The 20995-nt window shown below is 47.9% G+C and carries 20 protein-coding genes; 8 read left to right on the top strand and 12 right to left on the bottom strand.

All coding sequences use genetic code 11. From position 1 onward, the window contains the following. Positions 1 to 1275, top strand: a complete 1275-nt coding sequence (locus BLU87_RS08265) for a radical SAM protein (RefSeq protein WP_092346634.1) — start codon at positions 1 to 3, stop codon at positions 1273 to 1275. Beyond that, positions 1256 to 2473, top strand: coding sequence for a hybrid sensor histidine kinase/response regulator (locus tag BLU87_RS08260; protein ID WP_092346631.1), 1218 nt, complete (start codon positions 1256 to 1258; stop codon positions 2471 to 2473). The genes BLU87_RS08265 and BLU87_RS08260 overlap by 20 nt, the downstream gene beginning before the upstream one ends. A gap of 331 nt (positions 2474 to 2804) precedes the next feature. On the opposite strand, the gene BLU87_RS08255 is transcribed toward BLU87_RS08260, so the two are convergent. From BLU87_RS08255 to BLU87_RS08220, 8 genes are all read right to left on the bottom strand, one after another. Beyond that, the gene (locus tag BLU87_RS08255; protein ID WP_175498307.1) at positions 2805 to 3200 is read right to left on the bottom strand and encodes a helix-hairpin-helix domain-containing protein; all 396 of its coding nucleotides are present in this window, start codon (positions 3198 to 3200) and stop codon (positions 2805 to 2807) included. Between the two features lie 25 nt (positions 3201 to 3225). Beyond that, positions 3226 to 3405, bottom strand: a complete 180-nt coding sequence (locus tag BLU87_RS08250; protein ID WP_092346625.1) for a hypothetical protein — start codon at positions 3403 to 3405, stop codon at positions 3226 to 3228. Beyond that, a complete protein-coding gene (locus BLU87_RS08245; RefSeq protein ID WP_092346622.1) occupies positions 3402 to 3923 on the bottom strand; it encodes a CYTH domain-containing protein in 522 nt (173 codons plus the stop codon). The genes BLU87_RS08250 and BLU87_RS08245 overlap by 4 nt, the downstream gene beginning before the upstream one ends. Beyond that, the gene (locus BLU87_RS08240; RefSeq protein ID WP_092346619.1) at positions 3923 to 4675 is read right to left on the bottom strand and encodes a ParA family protein; all 753 of its coding nucleotides are present in this window, start codon (positions 4673 to 4675) and stop codon (positions 3923 to 3925) included. Before BLU87_RS08240 ends, BLU87_RS08245 begins: the two co-directional genes overlap by 1 nt. After that, complete coding sequence (locus BLU87_RS08235; protein ID WP_092346616.1) at positions 4672 to 6195, bottom strand: CHAD domain-containing protein; 1524 nt, start codon at positions 6193 to 6195, stop codon at positions 4672 to 4674. Before BLU87_RS08235 ends, BLU87_RS08240 begins: the two co-directional genes overlap by 4 nt. A gap of 288 nt (positions 6196 to 6483) precedes the next feature. Then, positions 6484 to 7344, bottom strand: a complete 861-nt coding sequence (gene ppk2, locus BLU87_RS08230; protein WP_175498306.1) for a polyphosphate kinase 2 — start codon at positions 7342 to 7344, stop codon at positions 6484 to 6486. A gap of 18 nt (positions 7345 to 7362) precedes the next feature. Next, positions 7363 to 7854: a SixA phosphatase family protein gene (locus BLU87_RS08225; protein WP_092346614.1), complete on the bottom strand. Its 492-nt coding sequence runs from the start codon at positions 7852 to 7854 to the stop codon at positions 7363 to 7365. After that, entirely contained in the window at positions 7851 to 9419 is a 1569-nt protein-coding gene (locus BLU87_RS08220; protein WP_092346612.1) for a Ppx/GppA phosphatase family protein, read from the bottom strand. The genes BLU87_RS08225 and BLU87_RS08220 overlap by 4 nt, the downstream gene beginning before the upstream one ends. A 117-nt stretch (positions 9420 to 9536) precedes the next feature. On the opposite strand from BLU87_RS08220, the gene BLU87_RS17285 reads away from it, so the two are divergent. The 3 genes from BLU87_RS17285 (at position 9537) to BLU87_RS08210 (ending at position 13846) form a co-directional block, all read left to right on the top strand. After that, on the top strand, positions 9537 to 9686 hold the full coding sequence (locus BLU87_RS17285; RefSeq protein ID WP_175498305.1) for a hypothetical protein: 150 nt from the start codon (positions 9537 to 9539) through the stop codon (positions 9684 to 9686). A 199-nt stretch (positions 9687 to 9885) separates the two neighbouring features. Then, complete coding sequence (gene ppk1, locus BLU87_RS08215; protein WP_245706418.1) at positions 9886 to 12039, top strand: polyphosphate kinase 1; 2154 nt, start codon at positions 9886 to 9888, stop codon at positions 12037 to 12039. A gap of 247 nt (positions 12040 to 12286) precedes the next feature. After that, complete coding sequence (locus tag BLU87_RS08210; RefSeq protein ID WP_092346610.1) at positions 12287 to 13846, top strand: sensor histidine kinase; 1560 nt, start codon at positions 12287 to 12289, stop codon at positions 13844 to 13846. 57 nt (positions 13847 to 13903) lie between these two features. On the opposite strand, the gene BLU87_RS08205 is transcribed toward BLU87_RS08210, so the two are convergent. Then, complete coding sequence (locus tag BLU87_RS08205; RefSeq protein WP_092346608.1) at positions 13904 to 14842, bottom strand: helix-turn-helix transcriptional regulator; 939 nt, start codon at positions 14840 to 14842, stop codon at positions 13904 to 13906. Positions 14843 to 15053: 211 nt separating this feature from the next. Here BLU87_RS08205 and BLU87_RS08200 point away from each other — a divergent pair, with 211 nt between their 5' ends. From BLU87_RS08200 to BLU87_RS08190, 3 genes are all read left to right on the top strand, one after another. After that, positions 15054 to 15473, top strand: a complete 420-nt coding sequence (locus BLU87_RS08200) for a hypothetical protein (protein WP_092346606.1) — start codon at positions 15054 to 15056, stop codon at positions 15471 to 15473. A gap of 88 nt (positions 15474 to 15561) precedes the next feature. After that, positions 15562 to 15978: a nucleoside diphosphate kinase regulator gene (gene rnk, locus BLU87_RS08195; protein ID WP_092346603.1), complete on the top strand. Its 417-nt coding sequence runs from the start codon at positions 15562 to 15564 to the stop codon at positions 15976 to 15978. A 145-nt stretch (positions 15979 to 16123) separates the two neighbouring features. Next, positions 16124 to 17026: a rod shape-determining protein gene (locus tag BLU87_RS08190; protein WP_139167498.1), complete on the top strand. Its 903-nt coding sequence runs from the start codon at positions 16124 to 16126 to the stop codon at positions 17024 to 17026. Positions 17027 to 17144: 118 nt separating this feature from the next. Here the strand turns inward: BLU87_RS08190 and BLU87_RS08185 are convergent, their stop codons facing one another. From BLU87_RS08185 to BLU87_RS08175, 3 genes are all read right to left on the bottom strand, one after another. Then, entirely contained in the window at positions 17145 to 17510 is a 366-nt protein-coding gene (locus BLU87_RS08185; protein WP_092346597.1) for a TM2 domain-containing protein, read from the bottom strand. A gap of 384 nt (positions 17511 to 17894) precedes the next feature. After that, positions 17895 to 19586 (bottom strand): hybrid sensor histidine kinase/response regulator, encoded by a 1692-nt coding sequence (locus tag BLU87_RS08180; RefSeq protein ID WP_092346594.1) that lies wholly within the window; start codon positions 19584 to 19586, stop codon positions 17895 to 17897. 1 nt (position 19587) lies between these two features. After that, positions 19588 to 20817: an FIST signal transduction protein gene (locus tag BLU87_RS08175; protein WP_092346591.1), complete on the bottom strand. Its 1230-nt coding sequence runs from the start codon at positions 20815 to 20817 to the stop codon at positions 19588 to 19590. Positions 20818 to 20995 lie beyond the last annotated feature (178 nt).

Raw genomic sequence — 20995 nt, 5'->3', positions numbered from 1 at the left:
ATGGGGCAGCTAGGGAAAACCTCGGTCGCCTTGATGCGGATGCTGTTGCAGGGGCGTGCTCCAGGACAATTGATCATTCAATATACCGATCAATGCAACGCCCATTGTCCTCAGTGTGGGATGCGGGTCAGTCATCAGTTTCCCCGGAAGACTCTGGAGACGGATAAAACCGCAGCGATGATCCGATCTGCCGCTCAAAAGGGGATAAAAGCGCTCTCTTTTACTGGTGGAGAACCTTTTCTCCATTTGCCTCAAATCTGTGATCTGGCGCAGGTTGCAGGGCAATCCGGGATTGAATATATCCGTACCGGGACCAACGGGTTTCTTTTTTGCAATTCCGGGCAGGCGGATTTTACTGACCGGATGGAGCAACTCGCGGATCAGTTAGCAGCAACACCTCTGCGCAATATCTGGGTCAGTATTGATTCTTCCGATGTTGCCACCCATGAGCAGATGCGCGGCTTACCGGGGGTGATCAAGGGGTTAGAGAAAGCGCTGCCGATCTTTGCGGAGCGAGGACTCTACCTGTCGGCAAATCTGGGTATCAACCGCAATTTTTACGGGGCAGATAAGGATCATGATCATCTCGATTACGATTTCTTCTATGCCGGCTTTGATCAGTTCTATCGCTTTGTTAAAAATCTCGGTTTCACCATTGCGAATGTCTGTTATCCCATGTACAACGCGGTAACCGATTCTGACCAAGCCGTTTATGCCGCAACCGCCAGCGACCGGGTCGTCAATTTTAGCCGAGCTGAAAAGATCAATCTGTTTCAGGCTCTTAGTGATTGTATTCCGGTGCATCGGGAGAAGATTCGGATCTTTACTCCCCGCTGTAGCATCCACACATTATTACACCAGTATCGTGGCCATGCAGAGCTTTCGACGCCCTGTCGTGGCGGCATTGATTTTTTCTTTATTGATAGTCAGAACGGTCACACCTACCCCTGTGGTTATCGGGGGGATGAAGATCTCGGTGACTTTTCTGCGCTGAATATTCATTCCGTGGAGAATCGCAAAGAGTGTCGTCAGTGTGATTGGGAGTGCTTTCGTGACCCCTCTGAGTTGTTCAGTCCCTTGACGGGATTACGGCAGTCTCCCCTGCAATTGTTGCAGCGGTGGCGCAACGATCGGCGCTTTTTTCAGCTCTGGCTGGAGGATCTGCGTTATTACCGGCGTTGTCACTACTTCAACGGTCGTGAGCTGACGAACGTGGAAAAGACGGGAGTTTGCCAGCGTATAAAGAAAAGGGGGTATGATGAGACAGGTCAATAAGGTCGCAATAACAACAGTTACCGCAGAGGATGAACAACTGCCGTCACAGGTTTTGCAGCTCGCGACACCGAACCGGGGCAAGATCCTGGTGGTAGAAGATGAAGCTGAGCTGGCTGAAGTCCTCGAGTTTAATCTGCTTCGACGGGGGTTTGAGGTTTTTGTCGCCAATGATGGGCTGGAGGCCTGCCGGATGATTGGCCGGGAAAACCCAGATCTGATTCTGCTGGATTTGATGTTACCACTCCTGGATGGCTGGGAGGTGTGCAAGATGGTCCGCTTGCATCATGATCAACGCCTGGCAAAGACACCCATCATCATGTTAAGCGCTCTTGGCGCAACGGAGGACCGCGTTAAAGGCTATGATCTGGGAGCGGATCTGTATCTGCCAAAGCCGTATTCACTTAAAGAAGTTATCGTCAAATCACAGCAATTGATTGCGCAGCATCAAGAGTATCTGCAATTGACGCAGAATCTCAGTTCGCTGCAAAATGTGTCAGAATTGCAGGATCAATGGCAGCAGGTGTTGTTTCATGAACTCCGCAATCAATTGACCCTGATCTCAGGAATAGCTGAACATCTGCAGAGTTCGACCACCGACTTGCTGCATGAACAAGCAGATCAACTAACCGGACAGATTGTTGACAGTTCACAATATCTTGGTGCCTTGGCTGATAATTATCTGCTGGTTCGAAATATGGAGAACAATGCTGATCAATTACATCGAGAGCGAGTTGTTTTAGCGGAGTTGTTAATTGAAGTGACCAAGCTGTTTAAAGCCTCTGCAATGCAAAAATCCTGTGATATCGATGTCTTCTGTGCCACTGATCTGGTCGTTAATCTTCATCCTGTCGGCTTGAAAATTATCCTTTCCAGTTTGCTCGACAATGCCCTCAAGTATGCGATGTTAGACGGAAATATTGTTATTTCTGTGAAAAAAGACGCCACTCATGTCTGCATTGAGATTCAGGATGACGGTCCGGGCATTGACGCTGAGGAGCGCAACCAGATCTTTGCTAAGTTCTATCGAGGGACGACAACGTCGGAAAAACCTTCTGGAAGCGGTCTGGGGCTTTATATGGGACGCTCTCTTGCTGAAGCGATGGGTGGGCATTTGCAATTGATCGACAATCATTTGCCTGGATGTTGTTTTCAACTGCAATTGCCTTGCTCACCGTCCTCATTATTGCAATGCGAGTGATATTGAGAGGAGAGAGGGTGCGGCGGTGCTATTTTGTATGCCTTTGAATATCCTTCACTATAACGCATTGGCTTTCTCTCTTGTCCAGCGATAGTTATAGAGGCCAAAGGTCATAATAATGACAAGAACTGAAAATATGAACACTGCAATCATCGTTGTATCCTTCCGTAAGTTTGGGCAGAAGAATACGCAACTTTTATGAGTAGCGTGTTAATGCTGAAAAATATTTTTGCTGACTTAACTTCAGCAAGCGCTAATCCCCAGAGAATTGCCGCCTGCTGTCGTAAAACAGGCGGCAAATCAACAACTTAGTGCCACTTCAGGCCGACCCCTATTTTTTCTTTTTGCTTTTACTTTTGTTTTTGCTTTTCTTTACCGCCTTGTCACTTTTTTTACCTTTTTTCTTGGATTTAACTTTTTTAGGTTCGGGTTTAGCCTTTTGGGACTTTTTAGATTTTTTCTTATCTCCTTTTTTGGACGTCTCTTCCAGCGGTTTTTCTTTCTTCTTTGAGCTGGGTTTTGCGACAACTGGTTCTGCCGTTTCAGTGAGCAGCGCTTTAGCGGCGGTAATAACTTGAGCTGCCCTGATTTCGCTGAAACCTTTAATCGCAGCCAGTTGACCGACATCTTTTGCGGCTAACTCGGCAATTGTTGTGATGCCATTCTCGGTGAGAGCTGTCGCTGTCGAAGGGCCGATTCCCCGCACTTCCAGAATTGAGTTGGACACTGTCTGACCTCCCGTGTGTTGTCGTTTAATCTGTTGTTTTGTTGCTGGCGAGGAAACCTTTAATAAAGCGCCGGATTTCCCGTGCTGCACTGGTGTCGAGTTCGTCGCATAAAGAAACAAAATGGTCACGTTCCTCACTGTTAATCCGAATCACCAGTTGACTATCTTTCTTTTTCTTTTTGCGAGTTTTTTTAGCTTCGCTCATTGAGTCCCTTCTCCGGGTGCTGAAAATGTCAGCGATTTTACAAAAGAATCCGGCAAACCAGCGGTTGCCAGGGTGGCGTTTTTATAGTTCTCGTCTTCAGTGACTTCCCAGCTGACAAAAGTTGGCACGGAAAACAGTTGGCTTTTTTCCAGGTTTGTGAATTCAACCTCCAGAAGAATCAGTGGTTGCAGTTTCTCTTTAAACTGGTCGATTTCAAAGAGGAGGTCCCCTTGTTTGATGCTATAGCGGGTCTTTTCAACCTGTCGCCCGACTGTCAATGGCCAGAGCATGGCAAATTGTTCCGCTGGGATCTGGCACTCCTGTTCGCTGCGAGACAAGCCACTTCCTTGTTTTACCGTCATCCAGTATTCACCGTTGCGTTTGCGAACTCTTAATTCTCGACCGTTCTCGCGCAGCAGATATCCTTGTTTGATCTCATCACCATGAGCATTGCTCAGCAGCTTTTCCGGCAGCCTGTGTAAGACAAATTTTCTTTCGATTTCCAGCTGTTTTTTCATCACTGGGCCTGTATCTCCTGTTGGATTTCTTGCCATAGCGCCAAATATGCTTTGTTGGCCTGTTTGTCCTGGGCAAAGGTGTCAATCGGTGCCCGGTACTTCCCCATTTTTTCGACGTCTGTCGAGAAAGGGATGGCGTTGCGTAAAAACCGTTTGTAGCGTTTGCGCATTGAAATGGCAGTCTGTTTATGGAGCTGTTTTCTTGCGTCTACCATGGTGAAAAAAGGGATAAGTTTCTTCCGGCTATAGCTCTCGTGTTTAAAAAATTGGGTTAACTGATCGAAGGTCCGTTCTGATAATGTGGTGGGTATGACCGGAACCAGAACCAGATCTGCCGCATAAAAGATATTTTCCGCCAGCTTGCTGATCGTCGGAGGGCAATCCAGGATGATCAGGTCGTACTCTTTTTTTAACCCTTTCAGCGCTTGCCGCAGACGCTTTTGACGTTTGCTGAGCTGTTGTAATAACAGGTCAAAATGGCGAAAAGAGAGGTGAGCAGGAATGATGTCGAGTTGATCAAAATCGCTGGCTTTGATCTGTTTCAAGAGTTGACTGTAGGCTTTAAAAAAGCGCGAACTCCAGTTTTTCTGAGGAGAAGATTTGACTCGAAAATAAAAGGAAGAAGCCCCTTGCGGATCCAGATCAATGAGTAGGGTGCGTAGGCCTGACTTGGCTGCCCAATAGGCGATATTGACCGCAGATGCGGTCTTCCCGACACCGCCTTTCATACTGTAACAAGCAATGATTTTCACGGTTTTATCCCTTCTGGGGCCGGATGGAAGAGTTCCTGGAACAGGTTTTCGACCTCCTGGTTGATGAATTCGTTGATATTCTGCACAACCAACCCGCGTTCAACGGATTGTTTATGGTAGAGCACTGCGGCTAAGCCGTTGATACTGGCCAGTTGTTCCGCTGAAATGTTTTTCCCCTGTGCAAACTGGAGCAGAAACTGTTGCTGTACGGAATAATCATTAAAGTTGCCGAGATTGTCCTGCAGCCCCTTCAGATATTTGATCAAGCGCCGGATCGTCTCTTTAGCAAACAGTTCTCTGAATAATTCCAGCAAGTAACGGAGTTTTTTACCCTCGATGCGGAGCTCATGTATGGCGTCATCCGGGGTGTCCGCTCCGATACCTCTGCCATCCGCTTGGATGAGTCGGTATTGTGCCAGAATTTTTTTGCCGGCCAATTGCTTGATCTCTGCCTGGGCCTGCTTGGTCTGTAAATCGGGCGCTTGTTGCAGGGTCAGAAACAAATGATTAAGCTGCTCAAGGTAAGTATCGCTGTTGAGCTGACAGACCACCTTTTGTAAAGCGTGGACACGCCGTCGCTTAATTCTGTGGAACAATTGTTCCAGACCGGGCCATAGATGCTGCGGTAACAGATGGCGATAGAAATCCTGATCGAGGAGAAAAACATCGAGGTCACGGAGTTCATTTGTCTGGCTCGCAATGGTTTTTAAGCTGCTTTTTAACTGTTGCAAGCGCTGCGCGGAGAGGGTCTTTTTAAACAGGCTGATCAGGGAACGGGTTTTGCGTATGTTGACCCGATAATGGTGGACAAATTCAGTATCAATATCGGCAATAATCCCTTGCTCCTGCTGCCGGGCCAATTGGATCATGGTTGCGGCCATACGGGTGACTGCTGTCTCGGCTGTTTCCTGTGCTTGTAGCTTGAAAATGGCTTTGCTCTGGGGTGGGTTGACTTCTAAACCTGTTTCCTGCAACAGCGACTGCAACCCGAAGTCCGACACAGGTTTCAAATTCAGAGTCACAAGAGCTGTTATTGTCTGCTGATATTCCCGTTGATAACCTTGCAGTGGAGTAAGTTTTAGAAATTGGGCGGTCTGTTCCGGGGTTTCTATCCGGACCCTTGTGGTGCGAACGACGATTTTACTGTCTTCGTTGCGGACGACAATCTGTTCTGTGACCAACAAGGCTTTATGTTTCGGGGTGAAGGCACGGACTGAGACCAGCTCTTTGAGTCTATTCGCCAGCTCTCCTGCGGGTAATTGCCACCAGAAACGTTGTTCCTCCGTTGTGGCACAGGTCGCCAGACAGCGATTATCTTGTTGGAGTAAGCGTAACTCTTGTTTGCCGTTGCGAAACAGCAACATGCCTCTTTGCCAGATGTCCCAGTCATAACTGTCGAGCAGGGTTAACTGTTGGTTCACGGAGTCCAGGGTGTGTAACCTATAGTCTCGGGGTAGCAACGCTTCTATCTCTTGCAAAGAACTTTTTTGATGGAGCCGCCAGTAACTGCTTGGTTGCATTTTATTCTGCTTTTCTGTCGATGTTGTATAGTAAACGTCTATACATTGTATATCTTAGATGCACAAAATAATCAAGCCGTGATCAGCCCATTTTTATTTTGATTCGCTCTCTATCTTTCAGCGATTGCTGCTATTCTGAAGCATAACAACTAAAAGTTATGGCAGGGAATGGTATGAAACTCATAGTGCTGAGTCCCGCGATTATGGGATTTTCAGCAGGGGATGTCAGTTTGCGGGGCAGGTCTTGTTGCCCCTCATCAAGGGGGTTGACGAGGAGCAACAAAGCCATCAATAAACTTCCGGGATGAATGTCTGCTGATTCAATGGCGGTCGTACATAACCAATCTCTTCCGGGCGGGGCGGGAGGGCGATCGGTGCGGGGGTGAGATCCTCATATTTGATCATGCTCAGCAAATGGGAGATGACATTTAATCTGGCCCGTTTTTTCACATCACCGTCAACAACGAACCATGGCGCTTGTTTGATGTCGGTGTGGGAGAACATCTCATCTTTGGCCATCGAATATTCCACCCAGCGTGAACGGGATTCGAGATCCATCTGACTGAGTTTCCACCGTTTGGTTGGTTCCTCGAGGCGCTTTTGAAATCTCCGTTCCTGTTCTTCGTTACAGATGGAAAACCAGTATTTGATTAAAATGATTCCGCTGCGGACTAACATCCGTTCAAATTCAGGACAGGAGCGCATGAATTCAAGGTATTCCTCTTTGTTGCAAAAGCCCATGACCCTTTCAACACCAGCCCGGTTGTACCAACTGCGATCAAACAACACCATCTCTCCACCGGCCGGGAGATGTTGGATGTAACGTTGAAAGTACCATTGGGTTCGCTCCCGCTCTGTCGGCGCTGGTAGGGCAACAACGCGTGCAATTCTGGGGCTGAGACATTCGGTGATCCGTTTTATGGCGCCCCCTTTTCCGGCAGCATCGCGCCCTTCAAAAATGACCACGACTTTCAGCTTTTTGTAGCGAATCCACTCTTGCAGTTTGACCAGTTCAATCTGGAGTTTTTCCAGGGCTTGTTCGTAATCTTTTTTCTTGATTGTTTTCAGGGGGGTATTGCGGCAGTGCTGTTGACGGTGAAATTTTCTCTGTTCTTGCGCTGGAGTTTTCTTGGTCTCTTTATGTCCCATCTCTCACCTCCATCATCTTTAAGTCGAGTTTTTCGGGTCGCCATAAAATAGAATCGTACCACATCCTGTAGAAATGTTTTCCCATCGGGCGATAGCAAGCTGGAAGTTTATAACCGCACAGGTCGGCAGCCAGTCCGGAGCCTGAGGGTTGAGCCATTTTGCCAGGTTAGTCAGGGCGGGATTGTGGCCGATCAGAGCGATATGGGCGACGTCGGGGAAGCTGCTGATGATCTGTTGCAAGGTTGTTAATGACGCGGCATAAATCTCTGTCTGATAGCTTATTGCCGTCTTGGGCAGCGCAATCTCGCGGGCTAACAACTTGGCAGTAGAGCGTGCCCGCTTAGCCGGACTGCTGATAACCAGGTCCGGGCTCAGACCGGCTTTGGCCATGCGTTGCCCCATGATGAATGCCGCTTTTTTGCCTCTTGCATTCAGCGGACGGTCAAAGTCCACCAGGGCTGCCTCAGACCAGTCTGACTTTGCGTGGCGAATCAGGGTCAGATGTTTCATGCGGTCTCTCTGGTGGTTACACTTAATTTAACCCCGAATGCCGCTTCAAACAGGTCTCCCTTGCTTTGTGCGCCATAACTTTCAACCGAAAGATCCCCTTGACCCAGTAGTGTTAAGGCAACCGTATGGCCTTGTCGTTGGCAAATAATATCGGTCACCTGACCATTGCGCCGCCTGTCCAGCCCATCGGCGAGGCGGAGGATTCCACCGATTTCACGCACCAGCTTTTGATCTTCAGGGGCGAGGGCGGCAAAATTATCATGATTCTTTTTCGGTTTGCCTTTGCGGTGATAGCGAGCCAGATTGGCAATGATTTCCCGTTCTCGCGGAGTAAAGCCAAACAGGTTGGCGTGACGGATCAAATGGTAGGAATGTTTATGGTGGCGATCATAACTGATAAAATAACCAATATCGTGAAGTAACGCTGCAGCTTCAAGTAGTTCGGCATGCCGCTGGTTACGGTGATGTTCCGGGATGACAGCGGGCAAGATTTTTTGTGCCAGTTGATTGACCTGCAGAGAATGTAATTTGTCGAAGCGGCATGAACTGGCAAATTCGAGGATTGAGTTACGCCAATCCCGAGGTTGTTCAGACGCTGATATTAAACCGCGTTTTTGCATCGCTTGCAGAATCAATCCTTCACGGATTCCCTGACCATTGATGCGCAATTGGTTGGTGCGGCAACGTCGCATCAACTCATCAGTCAAAATCATTCCGGCAAGAATAATATCGGCCCGTTGCGGATTTAATCCGGGGATCTGCAATCTCTCTTTATGTCTTTTACGGCATAACATGGAGAGCAGGTGGATGATTTCAGAATGTAAGACTTCGTAGCGGTGTACCGATTCATACTGTTCACCGCGCATGGCCATAACCATGCTGCCGATGTTGGTCATGGTGCCACCGGAGCCGATCAGACAGGAGACGGGAAGTCCTTCACCAATACCCGCTTTTTTAAGTTTTTTACGAATATACTTGCGCAGTTGTTTGAGTTCCGCAGGTTCAAGGGGGTCGCTGTGGAGAAACTTTTCGGTTAAAAATACCGCTCCCAGTTCCAGAGAGATGATTGTCTCAGTGTGGCGTCCGGTTGCGATGACGATTTCAACGCTGCCACCACCGATATCAGCCATCCCGTAACGTTGCTGTTCCATGGCAAAGTTATGATGGACGCTCAAGCTGGCTAATTCAGCTTCCTCTGTGCCGGGAATGACATCGATTTCAAGCCCGGTGGCTGTTTTTACGCTCCGTAAGAATTGATTGCGGTTGAGGGCTTTACGGACCGCACTGGTTGCGACGACGGCCGCTATCTCTGCTCCAAGGCCAAGACTGATTTTGGTCATCCGCTGTAAAGCGTCTATGGCACGATCTCTGGCTGGTTCGGAGATAAAACCTGTATTGGTTAACCCTTCCCCCAGTCGGACCATGGCCTTTTCATCATCAAGGACACGGAAATGGCCCTGTTGATCAACTTCGACGACAATACAACGGATCGAATTGGTGCCGATATCAATCGCCGCCAAGCGGGTCGGTTTTAATTCTCTAGGAGTTGCTTCTGTGTCGATCATGTCTCGTGTCTTTCATTTGCACCCGAGCTCTTGCTATTCTTGACATTTTTGATTAACTTTAAATCGTATATACAATAGCAAGTTGGCCTATAGCAAATTATTTACTAGGAAAAATATATGAGTTGTTTAAAAGGTTCTTCGCTGGTCAAAAAAAAAGAAGCACAGTTTGTCTGCGAAAAGTGTGGTTCGCAGGTGAAAAAAAAATCGCAGGTTTGTAAACCTGTAAAGGTGAAAGATAAAGAAAAGAAAAACTCTAAGGAAAAATAAAATTAATTTCCAGAGAATAAATGATTTTTCAGGATTTCTAACAGGATGCTTACATTTCTTTTCTACTCTGCATTACTTTGTATTTTCCCCGATACTGGAATCAGTTTAGAACAGAAAGTGCATTTATATGGATCTGACCCCTTTAGACGTCTCTGATGAATTATTATCTTCGCCTCTTTTCCCTATGGAGGAGGTTCCAGTGGGAAGCAATGTTCCAGGGATTGACTTCAACAACCCCTCTCTCTACCAGAATCGTGAACTGAGCTGGTTGAAATTCAACGATCGCGTCCTCTATCAGGCCAAAAATAAAAAAAGTCCACTATTGGAGCGGGTTAAATTTCTCGCTATTTCCGGTTCCAATATGGATGAGTTTTATATGAAGCGTATCGGCGGGCTGAAGCAGCAGGTGATCGCCGGAATTCTGAAGACCACAGTGGACGGCTTAACCCCGCAGCAGCAGATTGATGCTTGTCACCAGTACATCGACACCTACCAATCCGAAAAAGAACGGGTAGCCAAAGATCTCCTTTTTAATGACTTATCCAAGGCCGGGATCGAGATCCTCAAGTGCAATCAACTGACGGGTGAGGAACAGGAACAAATCCGTGAACAGTTTTATGATAATATTTTTCCCCTGATTACCCCGCAGTCAATCGATCCGGCTCATCCGTTCCCGTTTATTTCGAATCTCTCTCTTAACCTGTTTGTGACCCTCCGTTACCCGGATGAGCAGGATATCTCTCTGGCTCGTGTCAAGGTCCCTGTCGGCTCTGGTGCAGACCGGTTCCAGCGGGTGAATCCCCATGATCTCAAGTTTGTTTTACTGGAAGATTTAATCGAAAACAACCTGGATCTGCTGTTCCCCGGGATGGAAATCGTCAGTTGTGAGCTCTTCAGGGTGACCCGTAACGCCAATACCAGCAAAGATGAAGAGCATGCTGATGATTTGTTAGAGCTGATTGAAACAACCCTGAAATATCGAAGAGTTGCTCCGATTGTCAGGCTTCAGGTTGTCCCTGATATGTCCACATTGCACCGTGGTCAGTTAGCCGCTGAAATGGGTCTGGATGAGAAAAAGGATGTTGCCGTTTCCAGATGTCTTCTTGGATTGCGTGACCTTTGGGAACTTTACCGTTTGGAGATGCCCGAACTCAAAGAGGTGAACCATCTGCCTATTGACCATCCTTTGCTCACCAAAGAGAGGAATATTTTTCACACCATCCGTGAGCACAAAGAGATTTTATTGCAGCATCCGTATGAATCTTTTGCGACCTCTGTCGGCCGTTTTCTTTATGAAGCGGCAACGGATCCGAAGGTTAGAGGGATAAAGATGACCCTCTATCGAACCGACCCTGACAGTGAAATTATCAATTATCTGATTCGAGCCGCACAAAACGGCAAACAGGTTGCCGTGGTTGTTGAACTGAAAGCCAGCTTCGACGAACAGGCCAACATCAAGCTGGCATCAAGGATGGAGGAGGCAGGGATTCACGTCACCTATGGGGTTGTCGGTCTAAAAACGCATGCCAAGGTGATCCTGGTTATCCGGCAGGACTTTAAGGGGTTACGCCGTTACGTGCATATTGGGACCGGTAACTATCATCCCGTCACTTCTCGGCTCTATTCTGATATTGGTATTTTCATTTACAATAAGGATGTCGGTCGGGATGCGACAGAGCTGTTTAATTACCTGACCACGGGATTCAGCCCGAAACGTGACTACAAGAAACTTCTTCCTGCTCCCAAAATCTTAAAAAAGACGCTGATCGATAAAATCGGGAGGGAGGCGGCCTGTCACAGTAAAAACCATCCTGGGCTGATCCGTTTCAAGATGAATGCTCTGGAGGATGTTGACATCGTCAAGGCGCTCTACCGGGCAGCGCATGCAGGGGTGAAGGTTGAACTTTTAGTGCGTGACAGTTGCCGGATTCTTCCCGGGATTCCGGGGGTGTCCGAGAATGTTCGGGTCATCTCTATTGTCGGTCGTTTTCTGGAACATGCACGGATTTATTACTTCCACAATAACGGCAACGAGGAGTTCTTTATCGGCTCTGCCGATGCGATGAAGCGCAATCTGGAATTTCGCGTAGAAGCACTGGTCCCGGTTGAAAAGGAATCATTGCGAGAGCAACTGCGAGAATTTATGGAACTGCAACTGCACGACAAAGTAGGCGCTTGGGAGCTTCAAGCTGATGGCAGTTACCAGTCGGTAAATCCCAATCCACGGAAAGGGGCCGCCAGTTGTCAGGACAAGCTGATCAAACTGGCTGAAAAACGGCAACATGAAGTACAGCGTTTGCGCAAACGTAAATCACGTCAGAAAGGGGACGTGACATTAAAGAAAAAGTCATAACCCTCGTTGCACCCGAACCACGTCCTGAGCCATGGTCTTTTGGGCCTGCGCATCTGGGGTAAGGGGCTCTGGCTCAGCCCTCTTGCCTTGCCGAATCAGCCCTGATTTTCCGTTCCCGGAAAACTGCCGGGGGTTACTTTTTTTCCTGCCTGTTTGAAGTCAAGTCAGACCTTTTGCTATGATCTCTCCTTGGATTGTTCCTTTTTTTGGAGTCGTGCCCCATTGACTGGTAGGGAGACCTGTTTTTATGGAAAAGATATTTCAGAAAATTGTGCAGGGTATTTCGTCAGCAAGTGGCAACGGTTTTTTCCATCTGTTAACTGAACTTCTTGCCGAAGCCTTGAACTTCGATGCCACCCTCTTAATCGAATTGTCGGCCGATCCTGAAAAGCGGCTTAATGTTATTGCCCGCTCCCTAAAGGGGGAGTTGACCGAGTTGACAGACTTATCGGCTACGAATGGAGTGTGGGGGCAAATTCTCAGTCACGGCAGCTGTCAGTATCGGGAACATGTGGGTGTTGATTTTCCTGAGGACCAGTGGTTGGCTGCAAGCGCTGCTGAGAGTTTTCTCGGGGTCGCTCTGTACGATTCTGCTGGGCAGGCCATTGGGATAATGGCCGGTTGCAAGCGTCAACCGATGACGCTAACCAAGTCAGCGGAATCAATGCTGTCGGTCATTGCCGTCCGTGCAGCGGTCGAGATAGAGCGTCGCCGCGTAGTGGATGCGCTGCGTAAGAATGAAGAGCGGTTTCAGGCTATTGCCGATTTCACTCACGATTGGGAAAGCTGGCAGGCTCCAGACGGGCACCTGTTGTGGGTCAATCCGTCGGTGCTGCGGATCACCGGTTATTCTCCTGCTGAGTGTCTGTCCATGGCTGATTTCCCCCGCGCCCTGATCCATGAGGAAGATTGGGAGGTTGATGCCAAAGAGTTTCTGTGTAGCTTCACTAAGCAATCTTCAGGGAACGACGTGCGCTTTCGCATCCGTTGTAAAGATCGGACCATTCTTTGGGTTGCTGCATCCTGGCAGCCGATCTACGACGTCAACAAAGACTACATCGGGATTCGTTCGAGCATCCGCGATATTAGCGCTCGTAAGGAAGCTGAGGAGAAGCTGGAGGCGGCTAACCGGGAACTGGATGCTTTTGTTTATACCGTCTCGCATGATTTGCGGACACCGCTGACCCCGATTATCGGATTTGCTGAGTTTCTTCGGGAGCAGTATCAAGAACAGTTGGATGAACAAGGTTTGGATGTTTTGTCTGAGATCGAGAAACAGGGGAGGCGGATGCTGAGGACCATGGAGGACCTGCTTCGTTTCGCCCGGGTTGGACGCGCTGAGCGGTCGAAGAGGCCAATCTCGGTTCACGGGGTGGTCGATGATGTTTTGTTGGACCTGGGATATTTATCTGCCGAGGCCGAATTGAATGTGATCAATGGACCTTCGGTGACTATCCATGCATCGCAGTCATTACTATTTCAAGTTTTTGCCAATCTGATTGGTAACGCCTTGCAATACGCAGGAGTTCACGGTGGGCCCATCGAGGTCGGCGGAGAACGCGAAGGGGCGAAGGTTCGCTATTTTGTCCGTGATCATGGCCCTGGGATTCCTCCTGCAGAGCGGAGCCGAATTTTCGAAGTTTTCTTTCGTGGGACGGCAGGGAAAGGGTCTCCGGGATCTGGGGTCGGTTTGGCCACGGTACAGAAAATCGCCCATTGTTACGGCGGCCGGGCTTGGGTGGAAGAGACCCCCGGTGGCGGGTGTACGTTCTGGGTGGAGATGATAGACGAGCCAGAATCCAGCTGACGATTCTGTCTTGATGCCAGCTGTCAGTGTGTGTTTCTCTGTTCTGAGCGGTCGCTTTCATTCTTCCTGACTAGAGTTCAAATACGAGACGAGGTTGATCTTACGATTCGTCAGTCCGAGTTTACTGCGGATACTTTCCCGCTGACGATTCACCGTGGCAGGTGAAATGCCGCGGATGTTGGCGATCTCCTTAGACGACAGCCCATGTTTGATCATATCGCAAATCAGCAGTTCAGCCGGGCTGAGTCGCGTCAGTATCTCCTGATGTCCTTCGACAAAAGGGGCCACAATGTCGGTCAGGTTTCTTTTGAGCAGCTGCAGATATTTGAGTTGCCGAACATCCATCTCTGCCTCTAAAGCATAAAAGATCGGGGTGATGATCTTGTCAATCTTGGCTTGAATCGATGCCCCGATCATCTTTTTTTCCCGCTGACTTTGAGCCAGAGAATCATGCAGTGCCGCATTGGCATCCTGCAGTGCCTGTCGCTCGATCTGCAGTTGCCGCTGGGTTTTGATCCGTTCCAGAGCTTTGGCCAAGTGATCACTGACGGTGTTGATTAAGAGCCGCTCCTCTTGCAGAAATGGGCCTTCGTCGAGCTGTGGCATCTTCTTCGTGTAGTAAACCTCAACCAGCCCCTCTTGACGACCAGAAATCATAATCGCTGCTTCTTGTTTCCAGTGTGTCACATTGAAGTTATTTGATAGATAGGTTTGCTTATTGTGACAAATCCGGGCGCAGGCAATTTCTGGATACTGCCAGGATTCAGGGAGTTGCTCGACGACCCCTTGTAACAGTTGGTCCACTGAAGCCTCACTCTGCTCGATCAGGCGAGTGAGATTGTAGAGACAATTCAGCTCCTTGACCCGCTCTCGGAGTTGAATCGTCAATTGACTGTCGGCTTGATCTTTTCCTAGACTTTGTCCTTGGCAGGGCGGCTGGACCTGAGTCGGCAACGATTTCAACTCTTCTGGTTTGAGACAGGTTCTCTCTGACATGATGAACTCTCCTCTGCAAGCAATGCCTATAATTGATAGGCATTATATGTGTAACATAATGGTATTTACGCCGATACCTCTTAATCGTAGGATTCTTTACATTACGTTTCGCGGCAGATGTAAAAACGATCTTCTCGACAGGGGAATGGTATTGCGTTGACTCGATATTTGTTCGCTGTGGAGATCTTCTAAACAGGGTGGAGTGCTGGTTTTGGAAAATCACATCAAGGTTTCAAGCCATATCAATCAACAGATTGTCTATTTTGGGACGTATTTTCATACGAACACCATGTCAAGAAAAGAGTGTCTGGCGCTTGCTGAGCACTCATCATCACTGCACTGCGACCTTGTGGACAGTGGTGATTTGGCTTACTACGAGAAACACATATCGTTAGCCAAACAAGTCTATCAGCTCATGTGCCAGAAATTAAATAACCCGCAGCTTATTAACGATATCCTTTTTTGTGGGGCCTCAGATCGTACCTGGGAGGATACCGGTGCATTGTTGTCCGAACTCTACGGGATAACCATGCACAGCCGAGAGATTAGTGCTTTTTATTATCTCCATGAAATAAACGAGATGCTCTATATCGACGCCCCTTTGCCGGCCAGGGATTCCATTTCTGCTTGAATAACGAAGTTAACTTTCTGACTGCGGGACACCAAGAGATTTCCGTGCGCTGACCTGCGTTTCAGTGGTTGAAAAAGGATAAGCTAGAATGACGCCAAGAACTGTTTACATCACCGCCTACGATTACGAACGTTTAGAATTGCTGCTGGAAAGTATGAGCCGGGGCGGACAAAATAGCCGCGAAGATTTGAGTTCTCTTGAAGACGAGTTGGAGACCTGTACGATCGTGCCTCCCCATGAAATCCCAGCCAATATCGTGACTCTCAATTCGCGGATCAGGTACCTTGATCTGGACACTCAGCAGGAGAGATCGGTCTCTTTGGTTTTTCCCAGCAGTGCTAATCTTGCCGAGGGGAGAATTTCCATTACCAGTCCCATTGGCGCGGCGATCCTGGGATATGCCGCAGGAGATGAGGTGACCTGGAAAATCTTTAACGGGAAGAAAACTATCCGCATTGAGGAAGTTCTCTATCAGCCTGAAGCGGCGGGGGACTATCTCCTGTAGCGATCTTGCCGTCGATCAACGTGGCAGCCGTGTCAGGCAATCATATTGATCTCGCAGCTTATGACTATCACTCGCCAAGTGAATATTTATGATCGCGAGGGTTTGTTTGCACGACCGCAATAACTGGAACTGAGATTTGTCTGATATGTCAAACTCTTGGAGTCAAAACCGCTACCGTCAGGAAGTGGCCATTGATCTGGGGACCGCGTTTGTCCGTGTCGCGACGAAAGAAAGTGGGGTTGTGACGATCCCTACGGTACTGTCTCCGTTGCTCCATTATGGGGTATTGACCAATCCCGAAGCCGTTGCGAACTTACTCACCCCATTCCTCGCCAGAACTAGAAGATTCGGTCTGCTCTGTCCCCGTGTTGTTGCCGGTTTCTCCACCAATTTAGCGGTTGTCGAACGTGAGACGATGGTTATGGCATTCCATCAAGCTGGGGCCAGTGCCGTCACCTTTGTGGCCGAACCCTATGCTGCTGCCATCGGCGCTGATGTTGATATTCTCTCTCCCTATGCGCAGATGGTTGTCGATATTGGTGACGGGGTGACCGATTGTGCCATTATTCGAGACGGTGAGATCCTTGAATCACAGGTCGCCAACGTCGGTTGCGGCACCTTTCGCAGCGTGGTCAAGGAGACCATTCAACGCTGTTGGGGGTATTGCCTCGATGTCGCTGAAGTCGAAAGAATGATTGCCTTGGCAGGGACCTACACCGCGCGACCGATGGCAACCGATATTCAAGTCAAAGTACAAGATAGCACTTCTGTCGCATGGGATCTCTCGGTACGGCAGATTGCCTTACAAGCAATGATCGAGCCCTTGGTTGTTGAGATTCTGGATACGGTCAGCAAGCTGTTACAAAAACTGCCCCCTACGAGTAACTGCGAAATTATCGAGAGCGGTATCCTGTTGACGGGCGGGGGAGCGTTGTTGCCGGGATTGCAACAGCGACTGACCGATACGACTGCTATTCAAGTCACAATCCCGGCCAAACCTCTTGATGCCGTCATTAAAGGACTCAGAAGGATGCTGTTGCATCCCTAATAATAAGTCAATAACGGTTGATTGATGTGGAAGCAGAAACAGCGGAGCCACTGAATGACTCCACTGCGTCATGGGTTTTAGTCATCGAGATGACAGTTCAAACGACTGGGGATAATGTTTACGCTCTGCCATACTTCCGGTTGAAGGTTTCATCACTCATGACCAGAAGAAGGATGAATTCAATGAAGGCAACAATGGAGGGGATGAAAGTCCAACAGAAAAGCAGGTACAAAATCCCCATGCCAACTTGACCGAGATAGAATTTGTGTGCACCAAAACTACCTAAAAAGAATGCAAATAGCGCTGCAGCAATCTTATTTTTACCATTAGCGGTGACTGGACCAAGATTGACCCCAGAGGGAGGGGCGAGTTGACGCACACCGCAGTTTGGACATATTTCGGCTTTTTCTTTGATAGTGGCACCACATTCTGAACAGAATTTTTCATCACTTGCTTTGATCGGGGCTACAGCAACTTCATTCATCTTTTTTTTCTCCTTGAATTGATCATGATTTGACGCAGGACAAAGTCGTTACAGACAGGGGTTGAAGTAGAAGATGTATCGCGCGTGAAGGATCACAGATATCGCTACTTTTCCCATTTATTTCGAAGGTTATTTTAAGCTAATAATTATAGGTGTCAAATTAAATATTACTATTTGTTGATTTTTTCTCAGGTTGACAATAGGTGAATCTAACTCTTGTGGCGGGGAAACACTAACCAGACTGTCGAAAGCCGATCATCGACGGCTAAAGAAAATTTATCATGTATTCTGCACTTGGTAGAAGGTCACCGCTTGTATCGATTGAGGGTTGGGGTTTATTGGATTCGATCTGTGCCGACTGGAGAGAGAATATGATGAGCCTGATTACAGACACGCGTTTTCATCCAGGATCGTTCTTATCTTTTCAAGGAGACGTTGAGGCGCTAATGGTTTCATCAGGAATGCTTTAATCCCCATTTCTTTGGCCTTTTGTTTTGAGGCTGAAGCACTATATCCACTACACAAAACTATAGGCAGATCTGATTGTACTTTTAATAGTTCTGAGGCAAATTCAATCCCTGTGAGTTCTGGCATCGTTTGGTCCGAAATCACAAAGTCAAACATGGCAGGGTTTTTCTTGAAGAGTTCAAGCGCTCTTAGGCTATTGTTTTCAACCGTAACGCTGTAGCCATGCGCTCCTAAATATTCACTGATTGATTGAGCGAGCAATTTCTCGTCATCGACCAATAATATTTTTTCATGGCCTCTTGGAGAAGTTTTCACTTGCTTCTCCTTCTTTTGAAGTTCCTTGGCTTCGACAACAGGAAAGTAAACTGAAAAATGAGTCCCTTGACCGAGCAGACTGTCGACGACAATAAAGCCATTGTGATGTTTGGCGATTCCATAACAGATCGACAACCCCATCCCTGTTCCTTCGCCAATGGGCTTTGTGGTGTAAAATGGATCGAATATTTTTTCAAGAATCTTTTGCTGAATTCCTGGCCCGGTATCAGAGATGGAAAGTTTTAACCACTCCTCTGTCATTCCTCGAGGTTGCATGGGGAAAGTTCCTTCTTTCAAACTTTCTCGCGTTAATGCAACCGTCAGTAATCCTTTTTCGCCCATAGCATAAGCGGCATTGTTGCAAAGGTTTATTAGCACTTCATCAATTTGAGTTGAGTCCGCTTTAATCATGGCTGAGCGAGCTTCATCCTCAATCTGAATTGACATTTCAATGCTTGCTGGAATCGTTGAGCGCATCAATTTACAGGAGGCTTCCACCCCGGCAGACAGTTGCAATGGGATGAGTTTTTGCTCGCTGTGACGGGAATAAGAGAGGATTTGTTTAACCAGTTCACTGGCGCGCAAAGACGCTGATTTGGCGTTCTCAATTCTGGGCAGTAACGGGTTCCCGTCTTCTACCATGCGGTGCATGAGTTCCAGGTTGGTCATGATGATGGCGAGAATATTATTAAAATCATGCGCAATACCTCCCGCCATTGTCCCAATGGCTTCCATTTTGTACTTTTGTTGTAGTTGTTTTTCCATGCTTTTTAGCTGAGAAATATCTGTCGCGCTTTGAATCTTGGCCATTCTGCCATCAGTCCAGGGGATGACCCGGTCATAATAGACATAATGTTTTCCTGTCAGTGGGTTTTCTCCCTGCCAAGAGCGTAGACCGGTTGGCTCTCCATTTTCGTCGACCAACCGTTTATTGATACAATCATCACAGGGTTTTGGTGCGTTGTAAAAGACTTTCCAACAAGGTTTTCCGAGTGCATCATGACCAAAAGCCTGTGCCATTTTTTTATTCATAAACAGGATTTCATTGGTTTCTAGATCTGCAACATATATTCCCGCATCAACACTCTCTAATATCGTCAGTAGCCGCTCGTAGCCAAGTTGCTTTTCATGTTCGGCGCTTCTGCTTTTCGCGATGAGGTGATTTAACTGCTCAACTTCTCGCAATCTTTTTTTGCCCGTATCGTTAGCAATCGCTTTGTAATAAGCCAATTGCGCTTCGAGCTCAGCACACCTTTTTTGTAAGTTTGCGGTTCCAGAGACAGGTTCTTCCATGCTAGGTGTCCTCTGCTAAGATCATTAAGACGCCGGTCCAGTCAAGTCCCCGGTTGCGTCCATAAATAGGGGCAACCTCAACCCCTGAATAAAACCCTAACAAGGGGACAGAATATTTATTCATTGTTGTTTGGATTTCTGCGGCCTCTTCGGATTCAGTATTCGAATATTCTGCCGATCTCCCCGCACAGTTGATGTACAGTCCAAAAACAGGTGTTTTCCCCTCTGCAACGATTTGCTTGAGTAACCTTTCAGAATTATCTCGGGCGGATTCAATCATCAGGTTCCCATCTCTGAGCATGAATTGAATCTCCATCCCTTCCTTCAAGTCCGGCTCAAAAAGCCCGATGCCACTGGCATCCGGTAGCATCCCGGTGATAAGACGGTTGACATAATTGCTTTCGTCCTGCTGGTTTTGCTGAAATTTCTCCGCGTTATTCACGCCAATGGTCAATAGCTTGAGCGGAAACTGATTGCGCCAGTCTTGATTGCCATACAGCTCGTCAATAATGTCAACGATTGGCTTTCCATCCAGTTCATAGAGATTAGCCCCATCCATTTTGGTGATCTGGTAATAGCGGCCATCAATTGGAGAGCAGCCATGGATCACGCTGCTGTAAACATGTATATCCCCGGAGAGCAGAGCACCGACGACGCTTTGCTGACCAATGCTGTCACCGCAGAATTGATGGGTATTTGAAAATTGAAAATCAGCGACGACCCCGGCACCAATGATCGGAAACGCAGAGGATAGAACCGATTCTATCCCGGCGATTAAAGCCGGAGAGGCGTTCATTTGAGGGGGAGAAGTTGCAGAAGCAGGAGTTTTTACTGAATCATAGAACATCAGCAGGAGGCGATCGGTTGCTGATTTTACAAGCTGTTCAGCCAGGTTTTGACCCGCAGCAACCGTATCAACATCAAGTTGATCAGCGGAGACAATTTGAAATTTTATTTGTTCAGATTGAAGCAGTGCCACACCGGAAGGTGCGCCCTTGTAAGATAACTCATCGTTGGTGATGATCCCTAGTGCAGAACCACCAACAATTGGCGTATCACCGATGACCTCTTTGACCCCTTTGACATATTCGTCGGGATCTAATTGTCCAGAGCAAAAAACTAAAGCTAAATCGGGTTTGGTCATTCCACCTTTACGCGCTGCTTCAGTCGCTGCACTATGACCAGCGCCGAAGGCATCCCGATCATTGCAATATCCAATTCCAACATTCATAGTGATCTCCTGCCAGACCCCACCTAAGTTATATAGGGGACATCGTTGATCCTGTGTTCGTTCTGTTCTCTTGCCCTTAAGATAAAACGGGCCAATATTGACCGCCACTTTTCAACCAGTGGGTAAGGACCTTTATGGTTGTAGATTTCTTTTTTTACACTACCTTGCGCAACAACCG

The organism is Desulfuromusa kysingii (assembly GCF_900107645.1).
Classification (GTDB): domain Bacteria; phylum Desulfobacterota; class Desulfuromonadia; order Desulfuromonadales; family Geopsychrobacteraceae; genus Desulfuromusa; species Desulfuromusa kysingii.
This window is presented reverse-complemented; position numbering and strand designations above follow the sequence as displayed.

Bases quoted from the DNA above. Each gene is read 5' to 3' on its own strand.
- BLU87_RS08265 (WP_092346634.1), top strand. From the start codon at position 1: ATGGGGCAGCTAGGGAAAACCTCGGTCGCCTTGATGCGGATGCTGTTG.
- BLU87_RS08260 (WP_092346631.1), top strand. From the start codon at position 1,256: ATGATGAGACAGGTCAATAAGGTCGCAATAACAACAGTTACCGCAGAG.
- BLU87_RS08250 (WP_092346625.1), bottom strand. From the start codon at position 3,405: ATGAGCGAAGCTAAAAAAACTCGCAAAAAGAAAAAGAAAGATAGTCAA.
- BLU87_RS08245 (WP_092346622.1), bottom strand. From the start codon at position 3,923: ATGAAAAAACAGCTGGAAATCGAAAGAAAATTTGTCTTACACAGGCTG.
- BLU87_RS08235 (WP_092346616.1), bottom strand. From the start codon at position 6,195: ATGCAACCAAGCAGTTACTGGCGGCTCCATCAAAAAAGTTCTTTGCAA.
- ppk2 (WP_175498306.1), bottom strand. From the start codon at position 7,344: ATGGGACATAAAGAGACCAAGAAAACTCCAGCGCAAGAACAGAGAAAA.
- BLU87_RS08225 (WP_092346614.1), bottom strand. From the start codon at position 7,854: ATGAAACATCTGACCCTGATTCGCCACGCAAAGTCAGACTGGTCTGAG.
- BLU87_RS08220 (WP_092346612.1), bottom strand. From the start codon at position 9,419: ATGATCGACACAGAAGCAACTCCTAGAGAATTAAAACCGACCCGCTTG.
- BLU87_RS17285 (WP_175498305.1), top strand. From the start codon at position 9,537: ATGAGTTGTTTAAAAGGTTCTTCGCTGGTCAAAAAAAAAGAAGCACAG.
- BLU87_RS08210 (WP_092346610.1), top strand. From the start codon at position 12,287: ATGGAAAAGATATTTCAGAAAATTGTGCAGGGTATTTCGTCAGCAAGT.
- BLU87_RS08205 (WP_092346608.1), bottom strand. From the start codon at position 14,842: ATGTCAGAGAGAACCTGTCTCAAACCAGAAGAGTTGAAATCGTTGCCG.
- rnk (WP_092346603.1), top strand. From the start codon at position 15,562: ATGACGCCAAGAACTGTTTACATCACCGCCTACGATTACGAACGTTTA.
- BLU87_RS08190 (WP_139167498.1), top strand. From the start codon at position 16,124: ATGTCAAACTCTTGGAGTCAAAACCGCTACCGTCAGGAAGTGGCCATT.
- BLU87_RS08185 (WP_092346597.1), bottom strand. From the start codon at position 17,510: ATGAATGAAGTTGCTGTAGCCCCGATCAAAGCAAGTGATGAAAAATTC.
- BLU87_RS08180 (WP_092346594.1), bottom strand. From the start codon at position 19,586: ATGGAAGAACCTGTCTCTGGAACCGCAAACTTACAAAAAAGGTGTGCT.
- BLU87_RS08175 (WP_092346591.1), bottom strand. From the start codon at position 20,817: ATGAATGTTGGAATTGGATATTGCAATGATCGGGATGCCTTCGGCGCT.